At 37.9% G+C, this 19,061-nt stretch carries 17 protein-coding genes; 11 read left to right on the top strand and 6 right to left on the bottom strand.

The window, feature by feature from the left end; genetic code table 11:
• Positions 1-5: 5 nt before the first annotated feature.
• The gene (locus tag EHR01_RS17425) at positions 6-2,006 is read left to right on the top strand and encodes an LTA synthase family protein (RefSeq protein WP_135697433.1); all 2,001 of its coding nucleotides are present in this window, start codon (positions 6-8) and stop codon (positions 2,004-2,006) included.
• Here EHR01_RS17425 and EHR01_RS17420 read toward each other — a convergent pair.
• The 3 genes from EHR01_RS17420 to EHR01_RS17410 form a co-directional block, all read right to left on the bottom strand.
• Positions 1,986-2,300 (bottom strand): 7(1) septoil knot domain-containing protein, encoded by a 315-nt coding sequence (locus EHR01_RS17420; RefSeq protein ID WP_135696726.1) that lies wholly within the window; start codon positions 2,298-2,300, stop codon positions 1,986-1,988. The two genes, EHR01_RS17425 and EHR01_RS17420, sit on opposite strands and share 21 nt — an antisense overlap.
• A 114-nt stretch (positions 2,301-2,414) precedes the next feature.
• Positions 2,415-3,134 (bottom strand): lysophospholipid acyltransferase family protein, encoded by a 720-nt coding sequence (locus EHR01_RS17415; RefSeq protein ID WP_244310203.1) that lies wholly within the window; start codon positions 3,132-3,134, stop codon positions 2,415-2,417.
• Between the two features lie 175 nt (positions 3,135-3,309).
• Positions 3,310-4,428: an LIC11274 family protein gene (locus tag EHR01_RS17410; RefSeq protein ID WP_135696722.1), complete on the bottom strand. Its 1,119-nt coding sequence runs from the start codon at positions 4,426-4,428 to the stop codon at positions 3,310-3,312.
• 136 nt (positions 4,429-4,564) lie between these two features.
• Between EHR01_RS17410 and EHR01_RS17405 the strand changes: the two genes are divergently transcribed.
• The 8 genes from EHR01_RS17405 (at position 4,565) to EHR01_RS17370 (ending at position 13,690) form a co-directional block, all read left to right on the top strand.
• Positions 4,565-5,443, top strand: a complete 879-nt coding sequence (locus EHR01_RS17405; protein ID WP_135629609.1) for a DUF2225 domain-containing protein — start codon at positions 4,565-4,567, stop codon at positions 5,441-5,443.
• A gap of 4 nt (positions 5,444-5,447) precedes the next feature.
• Positions 5,448-6,242 carry a tRNA pseudouridine(38-40) synthase TruA gene (gene truA / locus EHR01_RS17400; RefSeq protein ID WP_135696720.1) on the top strand — a complete coding sequence of 265 codons (795 nt, stop codon included), beginning with the start codon at positions 5,448-5,450 and terminating at the stop codon, positions 6,240-6,242.
• Positions 6,214-6,852 (top strand): hypothetical protein, encoded by a 639-nt coding sequence (locus EHR01_RS17395; protein ID WP_135696718.1) that lies wholly within the window; start codon positions 6,214-6,216, stop codon positions 6,850-6,852. Before truA ends, EHR01_RS17395 begins: the two co-directional genes overlap by 29 nt.
• Positions 6,852-8,150: an LIC11270 family surface protein gene (locus tag EHR01_RS17390; protein ID WP_135696716.1), complete on the top strand. Its 1,299-nt coding sequence runs from the start codon at positions 6,852-6,854 to the stop codon at positions 8,148-8,150. The genes EHR01_RS17395 and EHR01_RS17390 overlap by 1 nt, the downstream gene beginning before the upstream one ends.
• Positions 8,151-8,228: 78 nt before the next feature.
• A complete protein-coding gene (locus tag EHR01_RS17385) occupies positions 8,229-10,079 on the top strand; it encodes an adenylate/guanylate cyclase domain-containing protein (RefSeq protein WP_135696715.1) in 1,851 nt (616 codons plus the stop codon).
• On the top strand, positions 10,076-11,980 hold the full coding sequence (locus tag EHR01_RS17380) for a FecR domain-containing protein (RefSeq protein WP_135696713.1): 1,905 nt from the start codon (positions 10,076-10,078) through the stop codon (positions 11,978-11,980). Before EHR01_RS17385 ends, EHR01_RS17380 begins: the two co-directional genes overlap by 4 nt.
• Positions 11,977-13,041 (top strand): hypothetical protein, encoded by a 1,065-nt coding sequence (locus EHR01_RS17375; RefSeq protein ID WP_135696710.1) that lies wholly within the window; start codon positions 11,977-11,979, stop codon positions 13,039-13,041. Before EHR01_RS17380 ends, EHR01_RS17375 begins: the two co-directional genes overlap by 4 nt.
• A 52-nt stretch (positions 13,042-13,093) precedes the next feature.
• Positions 13,094-13,690, top strand: coding sequence for a hypothetical protein (locus tag EHR01_RS17370; protein WP_244310173.1), 597 nt, complete (start codon positions 13,094-13,096; stop codon positions 13,688-13,690).
• Here the strand turns inward: EHR01_RS17370 and EHR01_RS17365 are convergent.
• The 3 genes from EHR01_RS17365 to EHR01_RS17355 are packed head-to-tail and all read right to left on the bottom strand — an operon-like array spanning position 13,663 to position 16,749.
• The gene (locus EHR01_RS17365) at positions 13,663-14,760 is read right to left on the bottom strand and encodes a DUF1574 domain-containing protein (RefSeq protein ID WP_135696708.1); all 1,098 of its coding nucleotides are present in this window, start codon (positions 14,758-14,760) and stop codon (positions 13,663-13,665) included. The two genes, EHR01_RS17370 and EHR01_RS17365, sit on opposite strands and share 28 nt — an antisense overlap.
• An 8-nt stretch (positions 14,761-14,768) precedes the next feature.
• Positions 14,769-16,247: an MBOAT family O-acyltransferase gene (locus EHR01_RS17360; RefSeq protein ID WP_135696705.1), complete on the bottom strand. Its 1,479-nt coding sequence runs from the start codon at positions 16,245-16,247 to the stop codon at positions 14,769-14,771.
• A gap of 1 nt (position 16,248) precedes the next feature.
• Positions 16,249-16,749, bottom strand: a complete 501-nt coding sequence (locus EHR01_RS17355; RefSeq protein ID WP_277355107.1) for an NYN domain-containing protein — start codon at positions 16,747-16,749, stop codon at positions 16,249-16,251.
• 51 nt (positions 16,750-16,800) lie between these two features.
• On the opposite strand from EHR01_RS17355, the gene EHR01_RS17350 reads away from it, so the two are divergent.
• Both EHR01_RS17350 and EHR01_RS17345 read left to right on the top strand, forming a co-directional pair.
• Positions 16,801-17,553 (top strand): SDR family NAD(P)-dependent oxidoreductase, encoded by a 753-nt coding sequence (locus tag EHR01_RS17350; protein WP_135696703.1) that lies wholly within the window; start codon positions 16,801-16,803, stop codon positions 17,551-17,553.
• A gap of 1 nt (position 17,554) precedes the next feature.
• Positions 17,555-19,000 carry an FAD-binding oxidoreductase gene (locus tag EHR01_RS17345; RefSeq protein ID WP_135629620.1) on the top strand — a complete coding sequence of 482 codons (1,446 nt, stop codon included), beginning with the start codon at positions 17,555-17,557 and terminating at the stop codon, positions 18,998-19,000.
• Positions 19,001-19,061 lie beyond the last annotated feature (61 nt).

Genomic DNA, 19,061 nt, shown 5'->3' with positions numbered 1-19,061 from the left:
TTTTTATTGTGAAACTCTTCCCTTCTCTCAGATTTTCGGATCGAATTTTCCTGACTTATCTTTCCTTTGCATTTTTAACTCTCTTTCTCCATCGGATTCTATTTTTTGTAGTTTATTCATATCGATTAGATGAGTTTCCCTATTTGGTTTTACTCAAAGCATTTTTGATTGGGTTTCGATTTGATTGGGTTACCATTTCGATTTTGTTAGTTGGATTTTATCTTCTATCTCTTTGGGACAATGCCTCTAGATTCAAACCTTATCGGCAGTTTTGGATCATCACCCCTCTTGTGTTGTATCCATTTTGTTTGGTCCATTTATTTGCCGATTTATTATATTTTGAAAATGCAAACAAACATATTGGATATGAAGCCATTGTATTTTTAGGTGATTTGGATGTTTTAGTCTCTTCTGCCATTGAAGAAGCTCCTATCAAAATCCTTTTGTTTTTGCTTTGTATCGGTTTGTATATTTTTGGAATTCGGTTTTGGTTTTCCAAACTCAAAATCTCTGAAAAACAAAATCAAAAAGAATCTTTTCGATCCAAATCTTTTAAGGCCATTCTCTGGATCCTTTTTTTCTTCATTGGACTTCGTGGCGGCCCTCAAGAATCTCCGTTACGTGCGAGTGAAGCCATTATCTCTGATGATTCGTTCATCAATCAACTTGCGTTAAACGGAATATATACAACCATTAACGATTTCAAAAGCCAATCCATCCCTAAACATCTTAAAATGTCTGATGTAGATATGTTGAAAGTGGTTAAGGAAGAAATTTCTTATGACGGTGCTACTTTTATAAATGATCCCGAATTTCCACTGGTTCGAAAGATCGAAGGAATTCCTGGAAGAAAACCGATCAATGTTGTGTTAGTCATCCAAGAATCTTGGACGGGAAAATATGTTTGGCCAATCTCTGATGGGATTTGGTTAGGAAAAGAAATAACACCATTTTACAACAGTTTGGCGAAAAAAGGACATAGTTTCCGAAAATTTTATGCCAATGGGGGAAGGACTAGTAATGCTTTACTTTCTGTCCTAACTAGTGTTCCCGACAGGCCTGGCCTTACAGCCATCCGCACTCCACAAATCCTTAGCCATTTTTCGGCCATTGGAAATATCTTTTCTGGTTTTGGATATCAAACCAGTTTCATTACTGGTGATGATTTAAAATTCGATAGTTTGGCGACTATTTTACCCCACTTTGGGTTTCAGACTTTGATTGGAAAAGAAGACTTTCGAAAGTCAGGAAAGTATAATATCGGAGCATGGGGTTATGACGATGAACACCTTTATACAAAAGCCATTGAAGAAATGGATCTTTATCAAAAAGATAACAAACATTTTTTAATGACCATTCTCACCATGACGACACATTATCCGTATAAGGTGCCAAATTCAAAATATGAAATTTATGATTCTTCTGTCACAGATTTTGATTATCTGAATACCTATCATTATTCCGATTCTGCATTGGAAACATTTATGAAAGAAGTTCAAAAACGAAAATACTATGAAGACACAGTTTTTGTATTTGTAGGAGATCACACCCATCACAGGTATTTATCTTATTATGAAGATAGAATGGTTCCCTTTCTATTATTTTCTCCAAAATACATCAAACCAAAGTTAGATGAAAGAATATCATCACAATTGGATGTCCTACCTACAGTTTTGGGAGTGGTCGGAAAAGAAACATACTTTGCTGGTTTTGGAAAAGATATGCGTGCATCAAATGTAAAATCAGGTAGCACTTATTTTGCTTACGGTAGTGCCTGTGGTTGGATTGATGAAGAAAAAATACTCTACCAAAGTGTGGATGGGGACACTCAGTTTATTTTTCAAATGATTCCACCTTATGGGGAAGATCCTGCCTGTAACCCTAATCGCAAAAACTGCTTTCGCCAAACGATTAAGGCACGGGCATTCTTTAATTTGTCCTTGGAGCTTATGAACCGTAACTCCGTTTTTCCTTTGGAAGGTTCTTTAAGGTACACCAGGAAATGAATCCACATATTTCACTTTGAAGTCGGGAAAACTTGTGACAATCTGAACTTTAAAATCAGGGAAGCTAGTAACCTCTTGCCACTTACCGCAGTCAGAAGGAAAACTACTCACCTTTTGTACTTTTAAATCAGGGAAACTATCCACGATCTGCACTTTGAAATCGGGGAAGCTAGTCACAAACTGAACCTTACCTGCCAATTTTTTTCCTTTAAAAGTGCAATCGGAACCAACTTCCCCAGCCCAAAGACCTGTGGAAAACAAAATTACGATCATAGAACCAAGAATTTTATTCATACACTCTCCCCATTTTTAAGAAATAAATTTTCGACTTAAAAACTGGTTTGTCAATTCTTTTGTCCGATGATTTGGAATCAAATCACCGGGGGAAATCAGAATTCAAACAGAGATTTAACTGAGTTTGGTTCTTTCTGCCTCTGTCATGGCGTCTAACTCAAGTTTTTTGGTATGCATCAAATTGTATAAATATGTTTGAAATTCTTCCCAAGAAGAAAAATCCGTTGGATCATGGGAACCGAGGCCCAAATAACCAACTACATTTCCCTTTTGATAATTTTGGTAGGTAGTGACTCCTGATTTTAAAGCCACAAAAACAGGAATTTTTTGGTCAAAGGCAATCTTCACCATTCCCTTCTTTAAAGGAAGGATTTCTTCTGAATATGTATTTTTTCCTTCTGGGTAAACGATGTATGAAGTGGTTTTTAAACCTTCGATTAAGTTTTTTACAGAAACGGCAACAGACATTGCCTTTGAATTATCAAACACTTGGGATCCCATCGCCACCATCCACCAATAGGCAAACCATGCTTTTTTGATGACCTGATTTGCTAAAAATGGTTTACGGATCACATAACAGTCGTAAGGGAAATCCATCTCATTGACATGATTTAAAAAAATCATATTTCCTTTTTGTGGAACGTCGATTTGATTAAATACGATGAGTTTGGTTTTTGTAATCTTTAGGACATCCTCTGCCCAAATTTTGGTTCCTTCCAAAAACTCTTTGATTCGTGCTTCTTTATTTCCTGTGACTGAACGATAGATCCCTCTGATCAAATAAGGGCTTGCTTTACCAAAAACAAGAAGGGTGATTCTTAAGTATACCTTCATCACCAAACGCCCGTAGTGGACACTCAGTCCATGTAAATTTTTCTTAATAAGATCGTCAACGACCGGAATTTTCGCCATAGCAACAATTAGACAAAAGAGGTCATTCTATGGAAATAAAAAAGCCCAAGAAAATTCTTGGGCTTTGGTTTCTGGAAACAGTGTTAGATAACGTTTCTTATTGTTGCGGATTGGCAGTGGCTCCAGCAGCAGGTTTTGTTGGGACATTTAATGCTTTTTTACGTTCTTGGTCATACTTCATGAACACCATATTGTTGGAGTCCAAATCGTATACACGACCTCTTACATCAGCATGGTCCACACGGTAATCTTCTGGAACACGAACGTCAAACATTGCTTGGATTCTATGATCAAATTTGACATAAGGGTTTTTTGAAAAATCATATGTCACACCATCAACCTTAACTGGTTGGCCTTCCACTGTTGCACCATTATCATCTTTTGATGGCTCTGATTTAGCTTGGGCATTGTTCAGGTAATAGTTGTCATATGGATATTTCAACTTATAGATGTTAATTGCATTTGCTTTGGAATCACGAGCAAGGTTGATCGCACCAAAGTATAAATCAATACGATACTTTCTGTGAGAAGGTTGGAGTTTTTGGTGTTTCTCCAAATTCTTTTCTACTTTCAGCGCATTCGCTCTTGCTTCTTTGGCAAGACCTAAATGTTTGTAACCTAATTCCAAGTTTTTCTCGATGTCATATTTATTATAACTGTAGTGAGCTTCTTTTGGATCATACATACGGCGTGAATATGGTGCTTCTCTTGGAATGTCCATCACGTCCTGGCGGAAGTAAGAACCTTTTCCGTATTCAATGGAAATATCAAGAAGGGCTTTATCCATTGGATTGTTTGGATTTTTTCTTTCCATGGCAGTTTTCATCATTTCTTCTGCACGTAAGATGTAGAGTTGAGAAAGTTCTTCCGTCATTTTTTCGATACCCAATTGGCATTCGAGAAAACGTTGGTAAGCCGAAGGAAAATTTCCTTCGAAGTGGTATTGTAAACCTTCTTGGTAAATCCGTTTGGCTTCGTTGTATTTTTTCATACGGAAACCTTCTTTCCCTTCCGGAGCGTTGAGTTCCGTCGGTTTTCCTTCTGGATCTTCTCCACGGAAATTTTTTACAATTGGCTCTAACTCACGTAGGTAAGTCAAAAGTTCAATGCGTTTGTGGTATGATTTACTAGAGACTGATTCTGCAAACACAGGTGCCTGCATCAAAAGACTCGTCATGAGAATAAGAAGGGATTGTTTCATTGCGCTGCCGTTCATTCCGTTTCCGTACTTTCCTTCCTTGAAAGAATCTTACAAGTAATTTCGGGGTGGCCCCTGTGAGTATTATCGGAGATTTCTGATATTGGATTGACAGATTGTATTTTAAAATTGAGCCTTTTCCTAGATTTTTCCTATGTCCCTAGCCGCTGCCCAGTCCAAAAAAGTATCTTTTCGCGCCAAAGAGTCCACAGTCTGCCCGATTTGTGATGAAAATCACCAAAAGGAACAAATGTTTCAGGGTGGTGGCCGACTCATCGCCGGGAAGTTGGCTCAAGATTTACGTCGTTTATACGAAAAAAATAAAAAATTTGGTCGTGTGAGTCCTCTGGATTATGTCATGACCGTCTGTCCTCGTTGTCTGTATTCTTCCTTTCCCAAAGATTGGAATGCTCTGAACCCTGCTGACAACGAAGCCATTCGAATGGCTACCGATTCTCGTAGAAGTTATATAGAAAAAATCCTCGGACCACTTGATTTTACTGGGGACCGCCAAATTGTGTTAGGTGCTGCTTCCTATTTACTTGGGATGGACTGTTACCAACTTCGTGGTGCCAGTGTGGCCCCTACTCCCAAAAAAGCAGTTTGTGCCATTCGTGCTGCTTGGTTTTTTTCAGACCTACATGACGAGTTTCCTCATATTGGATATGATAAAATTAGAGACTTACTCTACCAAAAAGCAGCGGTGATCTATGGTTATACTTTAGAACTCATGCAAAATGGAAACGAACCAGTGGACCAAGCTGCAGGAATGCTAGGTCCAGATACAGATAACAACTGGGGATTTGATGGAGTGATCTATCTCAATGCATTCTTAACAAAAAAATTCAAAGACCAAATGGCTCCAAAACCAGAGGACCAAGTTTTGTTATTGTCTCGGGCCAAACGAACACTTGCAAGATTGTATGGTTCAGGAAAGGCTTCCAAAGGAAAACCTGGCCCTATAGTGGAAATGACTCGCGAGTTGTATGATGAATACAATACCATCTTAGAAGCAATGGGAGGCGAGAAGTAAGGGTTTGCCCAACTACGCTCTTCTCGTCGAATTCGACGGCACTCACTTCTACGGTTGGCAGAAACAAAAAAATTTACCGACAGTCCAGGCTGCCATTGAATCAGCCCTTTCCATTATTTTAAATAAAAATCCCGCATCACGATTGTCAGTCGCCGGTAGAACCGATACAGGAGTTCACGGGCTTGGCATGGTGTGTAATTTTAAAACAGAATTTCCTATTCCCAACTTTCATAAACTACTCGTATCCATCAATGCCCTCACCCCCAAAGCAGTTTCAGTCAAAAATGTAATCGAGGTGCCAGCAGAATTTCATTCTCGGTTCAGTTGTACAGGAAGAGAATACATCTACAAAATTTATTATAGTAAATTTGAAAGTAGTTTTGTAGAAGGTAGAGCCTTCTGGGTCAAACACCATGTTGATTGGGATTTGGTAGAAAACCAACTCACAAACCTTGTGGGAGAAAAAGACTTTCGGTCCCTAACCAAAGCGAAGTCGATGGCGGGCAAACGGGCAGTTAGAGAAATCTTTGACATTCGTTTGGAACGATTGACACCGGATTGGATCCAAATCAGAATCCGGGCAAACGGATTTATGCACAATATGGTTCGTATTACTGTAGGAACTTTACTAGACATTGGGAAGGGACGTTGGAAATCTAGATCCATCGGCTCTATTTTGGAAGAGAAGAACCGTTCGACGGCAGGAATGACACTCCCGCCGGATGGACTCTATTTCGTCCGTGCATATTACGAAGATTATCCGGAAATTCATGAATTGTATCAAATCGCTCTTCCTTAGCCTAATTCTCGCTCTTACTCTTTTTTCCGGTCTTCTTTCTGCACAAACCCTAGAAGAATACAACAAACGCCGGTATGAAATCGGTGGATGGGTGGGTGCTGCCAATCCTATGCCAGGAACTCCCACAGTTCGGGTGTTAGAGACTACTCTTGGCGGTGGATTTTATGCCCGGATGCCATGGCCTTGGATTTTTTATACAGAAGTGGGTGGATCTTACGCTGTTTTCCTTTCTCGATCCGAAAGAGCTCTGACTGCCATGCCTCTCTATGCAGCTTTGGCCTATAAAATTCCGATTGAATTGCCCATTCAGTTTTTTATCAAAGGTGGCGGTGGTTCTTCTTATGTTGTCGCAAGGCCTGCTGATACGGCACGTTGGAATCCTTCCGCCTTCGCCGGGTTAGAAGCCAGTTTTATTGCTGGTCGTAGGATCCGAATTGGGGTTCGATTGGATTATCATAAGATTTTTGAAACTCAATTGGATGTGCCAAACCAATACCGATATCCACTTTCTAGTCCTTATGACGACCCTCGTTTGCAAAATCCGGCCAACTACACTTTGCAGAACGTGGACTTTTTCTATTTCGGTCTAACGGTAGGAGTGTTATTTTAGTGAAATTTTCATCCCTAAAACTTTTGGTCCTATTCTTCAATGTTCTTATCTTTATTCATTGTAAAACCAAACTTGATTTAGGTGAGGAATCCAAACTTCCCGTAATCTCCACTCTATTCAATCACAGAATGTTATTGCTCCTCAAAGGAACATATGCTACAGACAATCCTCTTGATTGGGCAGAGCTCAACAATGGAACTGGAAATTTATATGTAGATGCACAAGGGGAGGGACTTGATCCGACTATGACTTTGGTCAACCAACCCAAAGCAGGAAATGTTCCTATCTTTTTGGATATTGGAGAAGTAAGAATTTCAAGTAAATACTTGAAAGGTCTAAACGAACTCACACAAATTCGAGACACTGTTGATTCCAATAAATTCTGGGACTACATTGCACCTAACAGACAAGTATTTTGTACGGTCACCTATTCTTTTGATAATAATACTTGTACAGAAAGTAATGGAATTCTCAAGGCATCTGATTTTTTTAATGGGATTGGTGCACAGTTTCCTTCCAACGATCCGTCCTCGCAAACTGAAAGTTGGGAATCAGCTTTGATAACTGGCCAACCATGGCTTGGACGTCAGTATTATTATGCAGCCATTTATTTCCGATCCCTTGTGACGGGTTATGCCCTGGATGCAGGAATCCCGGTGACGGGCCGTTTCGATAACAGACCAATCGTCAATGGACTGAACATTGTCCCACGAAACAACTATGTGGCGGGAACCACATCAGCTGCCAAAAGTAGCATTGTACCCAAAATGTTTCCTGCTTTGTACACCCAACTCCCCACCCAAGCAGATATGCAAATTCGCGATGGATTTGATCCTTATATCTTAGAAGTAAGAATCAATCTAAAAGAAAATTTGATGTTACATTCTTATCTCACTAGCCGATCTACAGTTGTTACCTATGTAGGTGTGAGTGATATCTTCTTCGACCATAAAGGGGAAGGCGATGCGGGTGGAAATATATTGACAAGAGCTCGAGTCATTTATCCAGAGACCGCATCAAGTCTTACAATTTCCGGTGGCGGGAACTCTCTGTTACATTATTATGGAATCTTTCGCTCACAAGAAACCGAATTCATAAATGTTTTACCTCTAGCGGCAACCCCTGCCAAACAAGGTGCAAAAATAAAATACCTAAATCCAGGTACTTACAAAGCAGTTTGTTTAGGAGATTTAACAAAACAGGACGGTTACCCGGACACTGTAGTACGAGAGACTACATTTAACATTCCCGAGTATCCGTTCAGACAAACATATAACATTGATTTGACATGTCCCTAGTAAAAAAATAGTTTCTATTTTCAATTTTACTTTTTCTCTAACACCGTTTTCGATGAAGTTGGTAAAAGTACCAATGATATGAAAACGATTCTGCTCAAACTACGTTCACTCTTTTCCAAGGATTCCCACCTCCATGGGGAATTGCAGTTTCCAATTCGATACAAACTCCTCCTCATTACCTCGGTAGTTTTGCTTGTCTCAATGTCTGGGATCATCTTTTTAGCATCTTATTTTTTTAGAAAGGACAGTGAGGTCCGGGTTAAAGAAAACAATATCAAAATCAATGAAATCTTATCTCTAAAAGTGAAGTCGGATTTACATTCGATGAAACAAGATGTTCATATCACAGCGTCAGCTATTCTTAGAAGCCCAGGCTCTGTCAATGCGATCGCCAAAGAGTTGTTTGAGGAAGATCAAAATTTTCTATTAATTGGCGCTTATGATGTAAGTTTAAATCCAAAATTCGAAGCACTCAACGATGAGTTTTTACAAAAGTATGATTATCAAAAATCAGAAGTAAAAGCATTACTGAAAAACATCCAACCCAAGTTAAAAAAATCTTTTGGTGGAACAACAGTGATCTGGAATGCAAGTCCACATTTTCGCCATCCCATCCTTTGTTTGAGCTTCCCACTTTCGGAATCCAAAGACACTCATACAATACTTGTTACCTTGGTCAAACTTGATAGTCTACTAGATGCATTCCAAACCTCAGGTCCCGTAGAAACTTTTTTAGTCAGCGAAGATGGAAGTGTACTCGCCCATCCAGATGCCAAAGTTGTATTATCGGGAATTAACCTCAATGACCTTCCCATCGTAGAAAGGATGAAAAAATCGACAGTGGACAATGGCCAATTTCGATATGAAGCCAAAGACGGAGTTTCTTACCTTGGATCTTTCAAAAAACTGGGACTCGGTGGGGTTGGAGTCATATCACAAGTTCGCGAAGCAAAAATTTTCGAAGAAGTCAACAATATCCAAAAACGAAATGTTTATATCTTAATTGTTTCACTCGCACTTTCTTTTATCGTAGTGTATGTTTTTGCGAAATCTTTATCAACGCCCATTTTAAAATTGGTAGATGCTTCTGAAGAAATCAGAAGAGGTAATTATCATATTGAACTTCATGCTACCACTCATGATGAGATTGGAACCTTAACCAAATCATTTGTGAGTATGGGAAGAGGTTTAGAAGAACGAGAAAAACTTAAAGATTCCTTTGGCCGATTTGTGAACCAAGACATTGCTGAATTAGCAGCCAAAGGACGACTCTCAATCGGAGGCCAAAGAAAATATTGTACAATTTTTTTCTCAGACATTCGAAGTTTTACCGCCATTTCAGAAAAACTGCAACCGGAAGAAGTTGTGGAATTTTTAAATCAATACATGACAGAGATGGTGAAATGCGTACAAGAAACAGGCGGGACGGTAGATAAGTTTATAGGTGACGCCATCATGGCAACTTGGGGAGCCCTGCGTGATTCAAAACAACATGCAAAGTCCTCCATTGAAGCAGCTTTAAGAATGCGAGACAAACTCATCGAGTTTAATAAAGGAAGAGGAACAGTCAAAAAACCCATCATTCAAATTGGCTGTGGAATTAATACTGGTTATGTGATTGCAGGACAAATCGGAAGTGCCGATAAAATGGAATACACCGTCATTGGAGACTCAGTAAATCTTGCTTCTCGAGTGGAATCACTCAATAAAGAAACTCATACAGACATTCTAATTACAGAGACTACCTACCAAGAAATTAAATCCGATTACCATGTACTTAGTATGGGCGAAATAGAATTAAAAGGGAAATCCAAAGCCCAAAAAGTATATGCCGTATTAGGAAGAAAATCAGATCCCGATTACCCAAAAAACTTGAGCGAACTACAAAAGTTAGTTGGAATCACTGTTGTGAAAAAGGGGAAAAAATGAATTTAGACAAACGAGACCGTCTCGTCTTATTTACCCTTTTAGGTGTTGCAATCCTTTTCTCTATTTTGTTTTATTTGGATTTGAATCGAAAGATTGGAATTGGAGATCGCGAAGTAGTAGGGACAATATTTTTTAAAAACAATATTGTTCAAAGAAAATTTGAAGATGAAGTGATTTGGGAAAAATTAGAGAACAATAGCCCACTCACAAACAAAGATACAATCCGTTCAGAAGCTTTTTCTGATGCACTCATTCGCTTAAAAGATGGAACTGAGATCAACATTGATGAAAACTCAATGTTTAACTTAGATTTGACGGGAGAAGAACCAAATCTTGAGTTTAGCGAAGGTTCGTTAGAAGTTAAAAAAAATGATTCCAAACCCAACCAAATTAAGATCACAAGCGCTGGTAGCGAAATTAATGTGGATTCGGGAAATGTAAAAATAGAAAAAACAAAAGAAAGAGAACTGAGTTTATTTGTTGAAAAAGGGAAAACGACTGTCAAACACCAAGACGGAAAGTCTGTTTCTATAGAAGAAGGTAAAAAAGCAGAATTTAAAAAAACTGGAATCGAAATTAAAAAAATTCCAGTGGTATTGATTTCTCCAACTTCTCAAAAATTATTTTATGCAGAGCCAGACGAAGTATCTGTTCTTTTCCAATGGAAAACAGAATCCGGATATGGAGATCCTGTTTTGGAAATCTCGAGATCACCTAACTTTCAAATGACGTTTATCAATGAAAAAGTAGAAGGTAATCAAAGTTCGTTTCGATTAAAAGAAGGCACTTTTTATTGGAGATTAAAAGTTAAAAACAAAGTTGATTCGGGAACAGAATTTAGCGAAACAAGTAAATTCTTTGTAACAAAATTGGAGTCCTTCCAGGGAGAATCACCTGAGTCGGGATCCATCATACCTTTTGTGCAAACCTTTCCTCTCGTAACTCTTAGTTGGACAAAACTCACAACCGCCAACTCATACCAACTGATTGTATCCAATTCTCCTAAACTCACAAATCCAATCAAACAACAGGAAACTACAGCCAATCAAATTTCTTATGATGACTTAAAAGAAGGCACCTATTATTGGAAGGTAACTGCCAAGTCATCCTTTTCAGATACAAAAGACAGAAGTAGCCAAGTACAATCTTTTATTATCAGAAAACAAAATACAGTTCCAACACCAAAATGGATGAGGCCTGCGAATGGATCGGAAATTTCATCAGATGAGATCAAACAAAACCAAGCCATTTTGATTTGGGATGGAAATGCAGAATTAAAATCCTATCAGTTAAAAATTGCAAAAGATTCTAAAATGACATCGGTCGTTTTTTCTGAAGAAACAGCTTCCAATTTTCTTGTGCCAAACTGGAACAGTTTAGGAAAAGGTACCTTCTTTGCAACAGTCACAGGAAAATCAAAAGAAGGAAAAGAAACTGAAACTTCATCTCCTCTCAGTTTTACAGTGGTAGACCAAAAGAAAAAAATCGAACCTGTAGAAGAAGTTTCATCAAATAAACCAGATCAAAAATTAGATCCAAAATTGGAAATGATGTCTCCGAATGGAACGATTGTTCAGATGAAGGGGAAATCGAGTTTAGATTTCCAGTGGAAAGTAACAGGTGTTACTGGAGAACGATATGATTTGGTTTTATACCAACATAATGCCGATAAAAAAACTGCAATCTATAAAATAACAACGAAAGATTCCAAACATAGTTTAAAAGATTTAAGCATTCTTGATGAAGGATCTTTTTCCTGGGATTTAAGTGTTTATAAAGATGCGACTTTGTTATTTTCTAAAAAAGGAAGTTTTATCTTAGCTTTGGATCAATTTAAGTCTTTGAAACCTTCTGATATTGAATTTATTTCTCCCAAACGGTTGTATAAAGAAAAAAGATGAAACTAAACATAAAACATTTTATCATTATCTTTTGGTTTGTATCTTTTTCCATTGGAGCACAAGACGGGACTAAACTTATCGCTTGGAAACCAATTCCCGAAGCAAATGGTTACCAAATCCAAATCAAAGAAAAAACCGGAAAAGTTGTGATCGATAAAAAAATCGAAACACCATTCCACTCCATTGAAGAACTTCCATCAGGTGTTTATCTTGTCCGCACTGCTCCTTTAAACCTCTTTAAAAAACCAGCAGTTTGGTCGGCATGGAAAGATTTAGAAGTCATAATTTCTGAACCACCAAAAGTTGTGATTGAAGATGAAAAACCCATCATCCTTCCAAAATCAGAATCTAAAGAAGAAAAAACCATTTCAAACATAACAATTGAAGGGGAACATTTTTTAGATGCGACGAAAGTGGATCTGACAAAAAAAGAAGAGTCTCTTCCTATCCTTAGTAAAGAAGTAAAATCACCTGAAAGAATTGATCTGAAAGTTGATACTACGGATGCAAAAACTGGGCCGTATGATTTGACAGTCACCAACCCTTACCAAAAACCAAAAGTAGTTACTAATTTTGTTAAGGTAGAAGATCCAAAACACAATTCAGGAACCGATTCTAACGATGAATCAAAGTCATCTCTATCTTTAACAACAAAAGACAATTCTGGAATCAAAAAAACAAAAGTATCCGTTCCGAAAGGCAAACCATTTCGAGATTTTACTTATGAAGAGATGTTAGCATTTTTAGAATCTGATGTTGCAATCAATTGTAAAAACACAAAAGTTCCAGCATTGACATTAAGTGAATGCCACAAAACCTATGTTATATTAAATTTTTCTAGCGAAGACAATTTATCTGTATTTGAATTTTATAAATTGATCAGTGAAAATGAATCGGATCGAACAAGCGCATATTTGTACTTTAGCAAAAACTGTTCACCTAAATTCCGACCCGCTTTCGAACGGATGGAACTACAATGGAAAAATCGAATCAATCTAGATCCGGATGAACGCCAATCATTACTCCAAGAATTGACTAAATTTCGAAGTTGTTCTAGGTAATTTCCTATTCTTTTGCTTGTAAGGAATCGCTTTTTTTAGTCCTATTAGGAGAATGAGATATTCTTTGATAACATCGGTTGGAATTACTTTGGTCGCAATGCAGGCCCTACATTCCGAACCATCCGTTCTGAGCCAAAATGTGAAAGAAGTCACAACAAGAATTCAAGATTTGGCCCTTTATCCTACTCTTTCTAAAAAAAGACTTTATGGTGCTGTTTCCAAAGGTGGTGCCATTCGATTTGATCTAAAAGCTGGAGAAACATCTCCTCAATCCATTGGCATTGGTGTGGCCACTGATGGAAAATTAAAAGAATGGGTTCTCACTGTATATTCAGGAAATGGACAAAACGAAAACCCAACTATTTTGAGAAAAGAAAAGATCGAAGGAGAAACCCAATGGGTTTTTGAACTATTGGCTCCACCAGAAGAAATCACGGTAGAAATCCAAAATCTAAACTCTGATACTCATGTCTCAGTAGTAGAAATTGTTCATGGTTATTATTATGGATATTCAGTGGATAAGGAAAATAGTACCAAACCTCAACCACAAAATCCTACAAAACCCAATCCGACAGACCCGGAAAAACTTTCACCCAATGATGTTCAGAATCGAACTGAATTCTATCGAGCACCTTTCACAAAGGACTGAATTAAATTCTTAAAAATAAAATCCGTATACTCATCGTAACAAGTCGGTGACATATGGCCTGCATCACTAAAATTGTTGCAGGTATAATTTGTGTCATCATTCATATTCCAAAACGGAACTCCATTTTGTTTATGGTATTCGATCATTCTTGGATACCAATCATGATACACAGTGTCCTCTTTGCCATTGCCTACAGAAACTTTTAGATTGCGAATGTGGTCCATATAAGGCAACGATAATCGAACCCAAATGACGGCAGAAGGAACTCCTAGTTCTTTTGCTAACTCCAATGATTGGTTTGTAAAATTTAATACCTGATCTGAAAAATGGAACGGTACTAAATAAGAATGAAAATCTCCGATAGCAGATTTTTTTAATAACTCCGGCGGTAACACAGACTGGTGAGTTCCCGGAGTCATCGCCGATCCTTTTCCTTTGTTCAAATTTGCCATTAAACTATTACGCAACTCACGATAGGGATATAAAAATGCTTCTTTGTTTTTGGCCCGAGCTAAGATCACTTCTAATTTAGGCCGGTATTGATATGCACGGAACATTCGCTTGGCGATTAGAGTCGAAATATCATCTGTCGAAAAAAGAGAAAAATGTTTTAATACAAAAGATACATTCAATCCATTTGTCAAAGTTTCATCCACTTTTAATGTGGCAGAAGAATTGTACATTTCAACGGAATGATCGAATAAAAAGAAATCTGGTTTTACATTGTCTTTGTGAAACACTTCCATCCATTGCAATACATAATCAGGTTTTCCGCCAGGGACTGAAAAATTAAACATGACCCAACCTGGATATTTTTTATGAATGTATTCGTTATCAAACAACAAAGCGCGGGAATTTCCAAAGTAAACTAAAACTTTATCTCGGTCTTTGTTTGCTAAATAAACTTTCAAATCCTCATACAACTGATGTTTCTGTATGTAATTTATATCAGAAAGTGACTTTGAAAAATAAGTATGTACGTTTTCGAGAAGTAATAATTTATCTAGACAAAAAGTAAGAAAAACAACTAAAAAAGGGACAAACAAATATCTGTTACGAATTAAATCCACAATGTCTCCTAAAAACGATAATAGATAAATTCTCCGCCATCTTGGGAGAGAGTAGCCAGGAGAAAAATAGTGACAATGCCAAGCACGGGAACAAGCCATACATCATGTTTGCGAATACGATCCCAAAACTCTGGAACATATTGAATGTGATGAAAAAACAATAAGGCAATAGAAGTATAAAAAATTCGTTCTAGGTTTTCAATATGTTGGAACCGAAAAGAAGAACCATTCCCTAAAAGGGAAGTTGCCGAAACCAACCACTGATTCGAATCACCAACAAACATAACTTCTAAACTATGTGAAAAGTGAGTAAAAATTCCATGGAAGTGTTCCACCATATTGGTTGCATTGTTCGAACGAAACATAAGTCCTGAAATTGAAAACAAAACAAAAACTATCAATGCTTTGATCACGATGAGAAGTTTGTTTTTTTGAGGCGTAAGCTTCCAACCAAGATTATCTTCTAAATACCTTTCTCCAGCAAGAATCACCCCCCAATAAAAACCCCAACAAATAAAAGTATAATCCGCACCATGCCAAAAACCACCGAGCGTCATAATGATGATTAAGTTTAAATATGTGCGAAGTTCCCCTTTTCGTGAACCACCCAATGGAAAATAAATATAATCTCTTAACCAAAAAGAAAGAGTAATGTGCCAACGTTTCCAAAGTTCTCTTCCTGATGTGGAGAAAAAAGGTGCTTTGAAGTTTTCTGGTGTTTCAAAGCCCAAATACAAAGCGACAGACCTTGCCATATCGGTGAGTCCAGAAAAATCACTGTATACTTGGATCGCATAACAGACACCGGCGATGAACAAAGAAAAAGAGTCATACTCTGCTGGAGAACCAAACACCGGCGAGATTGTGAGTGACATTGGATCTGCCACGAGAACTTTTTTCACAAGTCCAGACATGAGTAAATAGGAAGCACGGTACATCTTTTCTTTACTAGGAGTCAGTTTGTCCAGGTTTGGAAAAAAATCAGACATCCGCATGATAGGCCCGGCGATGAGTACAGGAAAAAATGCAACAAATAGGAAATAATCTTCTACTCGAACCAATGGTTTTGATGAATCACGGTAAGTGTCTACAGCAGCCGCAATGACTTGAAAGGTATAAAAACTGATCGCTAGTGGTAATGCAATGTGAATGAGGTCAGGAACTTGTTTAAAGAACGGATAGTTTGTTAGATCAGCAAGAACCTTACTGAAAAAATAAATATATTTAAAAAAACCTAAGTTGATAAGATTGATTGTAACTGTAAAACCAATCCAGAACTTTGTTGGGCTTTCCTTGATTTTGCGATACAGAAGATAATTGATACCGATAACGATTAGAAAATGAACTGTTAGAGCTATTGAAAAATAAGCATAAAAGCAGATTCCCGAAAGTAACAGGAAATACTTTCTAACCTCTTTTGGGATGGCCCAATAGAGCAAATAAACAACGGAAAAAAAGATTAAAAATGGGATTGAGTTGAACAACATATCAAGGAAGGAATTGTCTCTCCCAGTAATCGGTTTCTGAACTTGGTGTCAATCCTTCTTTCAGGTGGTTAAATTCCGTTTCGTCCTCTTCGGTTTCCCTTTTCAGCCATTCTGCATAAAATTCTTCCGAAGTCATTCGTTTGGCCCGAAGCCTTCTTGCAAAACTAATGATCTCTTTATCGGAAGATACCACCAAACATTGTGAAGGTACTGGACATAAGTTCAGATATCCGATGATGAGTTCATCAGCTTTTTTTTCATGACTGTAATGAAGGGAAAAATCCCCCATTTCTTCCGAATAACAATCGGATGTAAAATCCTTCTTACCGTCAAAAAAGACGAGAACTTTCGTCTGTTTCTTCTCTGAATAGAATCGTTTTAAATGGGCAAGTAACCCGTCCCGGGCATCTTGTAAGCGGTATTCCCCCAAACAAAAAGCCAAATCAGGAAATTTATACATTAGATTCATCCCGTCGATCAGGATTCTCTCATTTACGGGCACAACCCTATTGAAACCACTTGCCAGATTCGATTAAACCAAAAAAACGTAAACATGGGGAAAAAAATAATCATCGTCGGTGCCTCGAGTGGGATCGGAAAAGCCATTGCTGAAGCAGAATTGAACGCAGGAAATTCCGTGGTCCTTTTGGCTAGAAGGGAAAAACCCTTAGAGTCCATTGCCAAAAAAGCAAATTCATCCAAAGAAAAAAGGGCCTTCCCTTTGCCATTTGATGTGACAAAATTTTCCACAGCGGAAAAAACATTTGGGAAAGCAGTCTCTCTCCTTGGGGGATTGGACGAAGTGTATTTTGCTTCTGGAGTGATGCCCGAAATTTCTCCTAACGAATACAATACAACCAAAGATCTTGAAATGCTAAATGTAAACATCTTAGGTGCTGTTGCATTTTTAAATCCGGCTGCTACTTATTTTACCAAACAAAAGTCAGGGAAAATTATCGGAATCTCTTCCATAGCAGGGGAACGTGGCCGAAAAGGAAATCCTGTTTACAATACATCCAAAGCAGCCCTTAACACGTATTTGGAAGCACTTCGCAATCGTTTGTCTGAATCCAATGTCCAAGTAACAACGATTAAACCAGGCTTCGTCATTACAGAAATGACAAAGGGACTCAAACTCCCAGAAAAAGGATTACTAAAAGCAATCACCGCAGAAGAAGCGGCTGAGAGAATTCGTAACATCGTTGCTCGAGGAAAAGATGAAGCATTTGTCCCAGGGATCTGGGCACTTGTAGGGCTTATCATTCGCAACATTCCCAATTTCATTTTTAAAAAACTGAGTATATAACATGGTCGCAAAAAAAACAAAATCCATTCCTGAGATTAAAGTTCCTAAAAAGGAAAAAGTGGAAGCATGGGGTATGAGTTCTTTTTCTTTATCTCCTGTATTTCGTCCGGAAACGGAAGAAGAAATCAAAGAACTTTTCGTTTGGGCCAACCAAACAGGCACCAAAGTTGCGTTACGCGGCGGTGGTTGTAGTTATGGTGATGCATCAACTAACACGGACGGAGTTGTTTTAGATCTAACTCATTTTAATAAAGTTTTGGATTTTAACCTGAAAACTGGTGTGATGACAGTTCAATCAGGAGCAAGGATCAAAGACCTTTGGGAAACGGGAATTGAAAATGGTTTTTGGCCACCCGTTGTTTCGGGAACTATGATGCCAACACTTGGTGGTGCTCTTTCCATGAACATACATGGAAAAAACAACTTCAAAGTAGGAACGATTGGTGAACATATCAAAGAATTTACCTTTCTTACTGCCAAGGGAGATATTTTAGTTTGTTCTCCTAAAAAAAATACAGATTTGTTTTATTCTGCGATTTCCGGCTTCGGGATGTTAGGTTGTTTTTTGACAGTCCAAATTAAAATGAAACCAATTTATGCCGGAAAAATGAAAATTGATCCAGTGTATGTCAGAAACTTTGATGAATTGTTCGCTTATTTCGAAGAACATTATAAAACTTCTGATTATTTAGTTGGTTGGATTGATGCCTTTGCTTCGGGAAAATCTTTGGGTCGAGGGCAAATTCATAAAGCCACCAACCTAAAAGAAGGTGAAGACCCTGACTTTCCTGGCAACTGTTTACTCGAAAGACAACACCTCCCTTCTCGCCTCTTCTATGTCATCCCGAAAAAGTGGATGTGGATCCTGATGCGTCCTTTTAGTTTTCATTTGGGCATGAGGCTGATCAATTTGGCAAAATGTATTGCGAGCATTCTCGTAAACAATAAAGCCTATTACCAAGGCCATGCAGAATATGCATTCCTTTTGGACTATGTTCCCAATTGGAAGTTTGTTTACAAACCAGGTGCAATGATCCAATACCAAGTGTTCATCCCAAAAGAAAACGCCAAACAAGCGTTTCGTGAAATTTTTACCATTTGCCAAGAACGTGGAATTGTAAACTACCTATCTGTTTTTAAAAAACACAAACCAGATCCGTTTTTACTCACTCACGCTGTGGATGGATTTTCTATGGCCATGGACTTTCCAGTCACGAAAGGTAACAGAGAAAAACTTTGGGCACTTTGTAAAGAGATGGATGAAATTGTTTTAAAACACAAAGGAAGATTTTATTTTGCAAAAGACTCCACCCTTCGCAAACGAGTGATGGAATCCTATTTTCCAAAAGACAATCTCAAAAGATTTTACTCTTTGAAGAAAAAATATGATCCAAAAGGAATTTTACAAACCGATCTTTACAAACGAGTTTTTTTAACAGAAAGCTAAGTTTTTAACCATGACCCAAACAAAAATGTTCCATCATTCTTGTTTGGGTTTTTTATACCCT

The sequence above is a fragment of the Leptospira mtsangambouensis genome, assembly GCF_004770475.1.
Lineage (GTDB): Bacteria > Spirochaetota > Leptospiria > Leptospirales > Leptospiraceae > Leptospira_A > Leptospira_A mtsangambouensis.
Note: the sequence above shows the minus strand (reverse complement) of the source record. Positions and strands in the feature narration are given on the sequence as shown.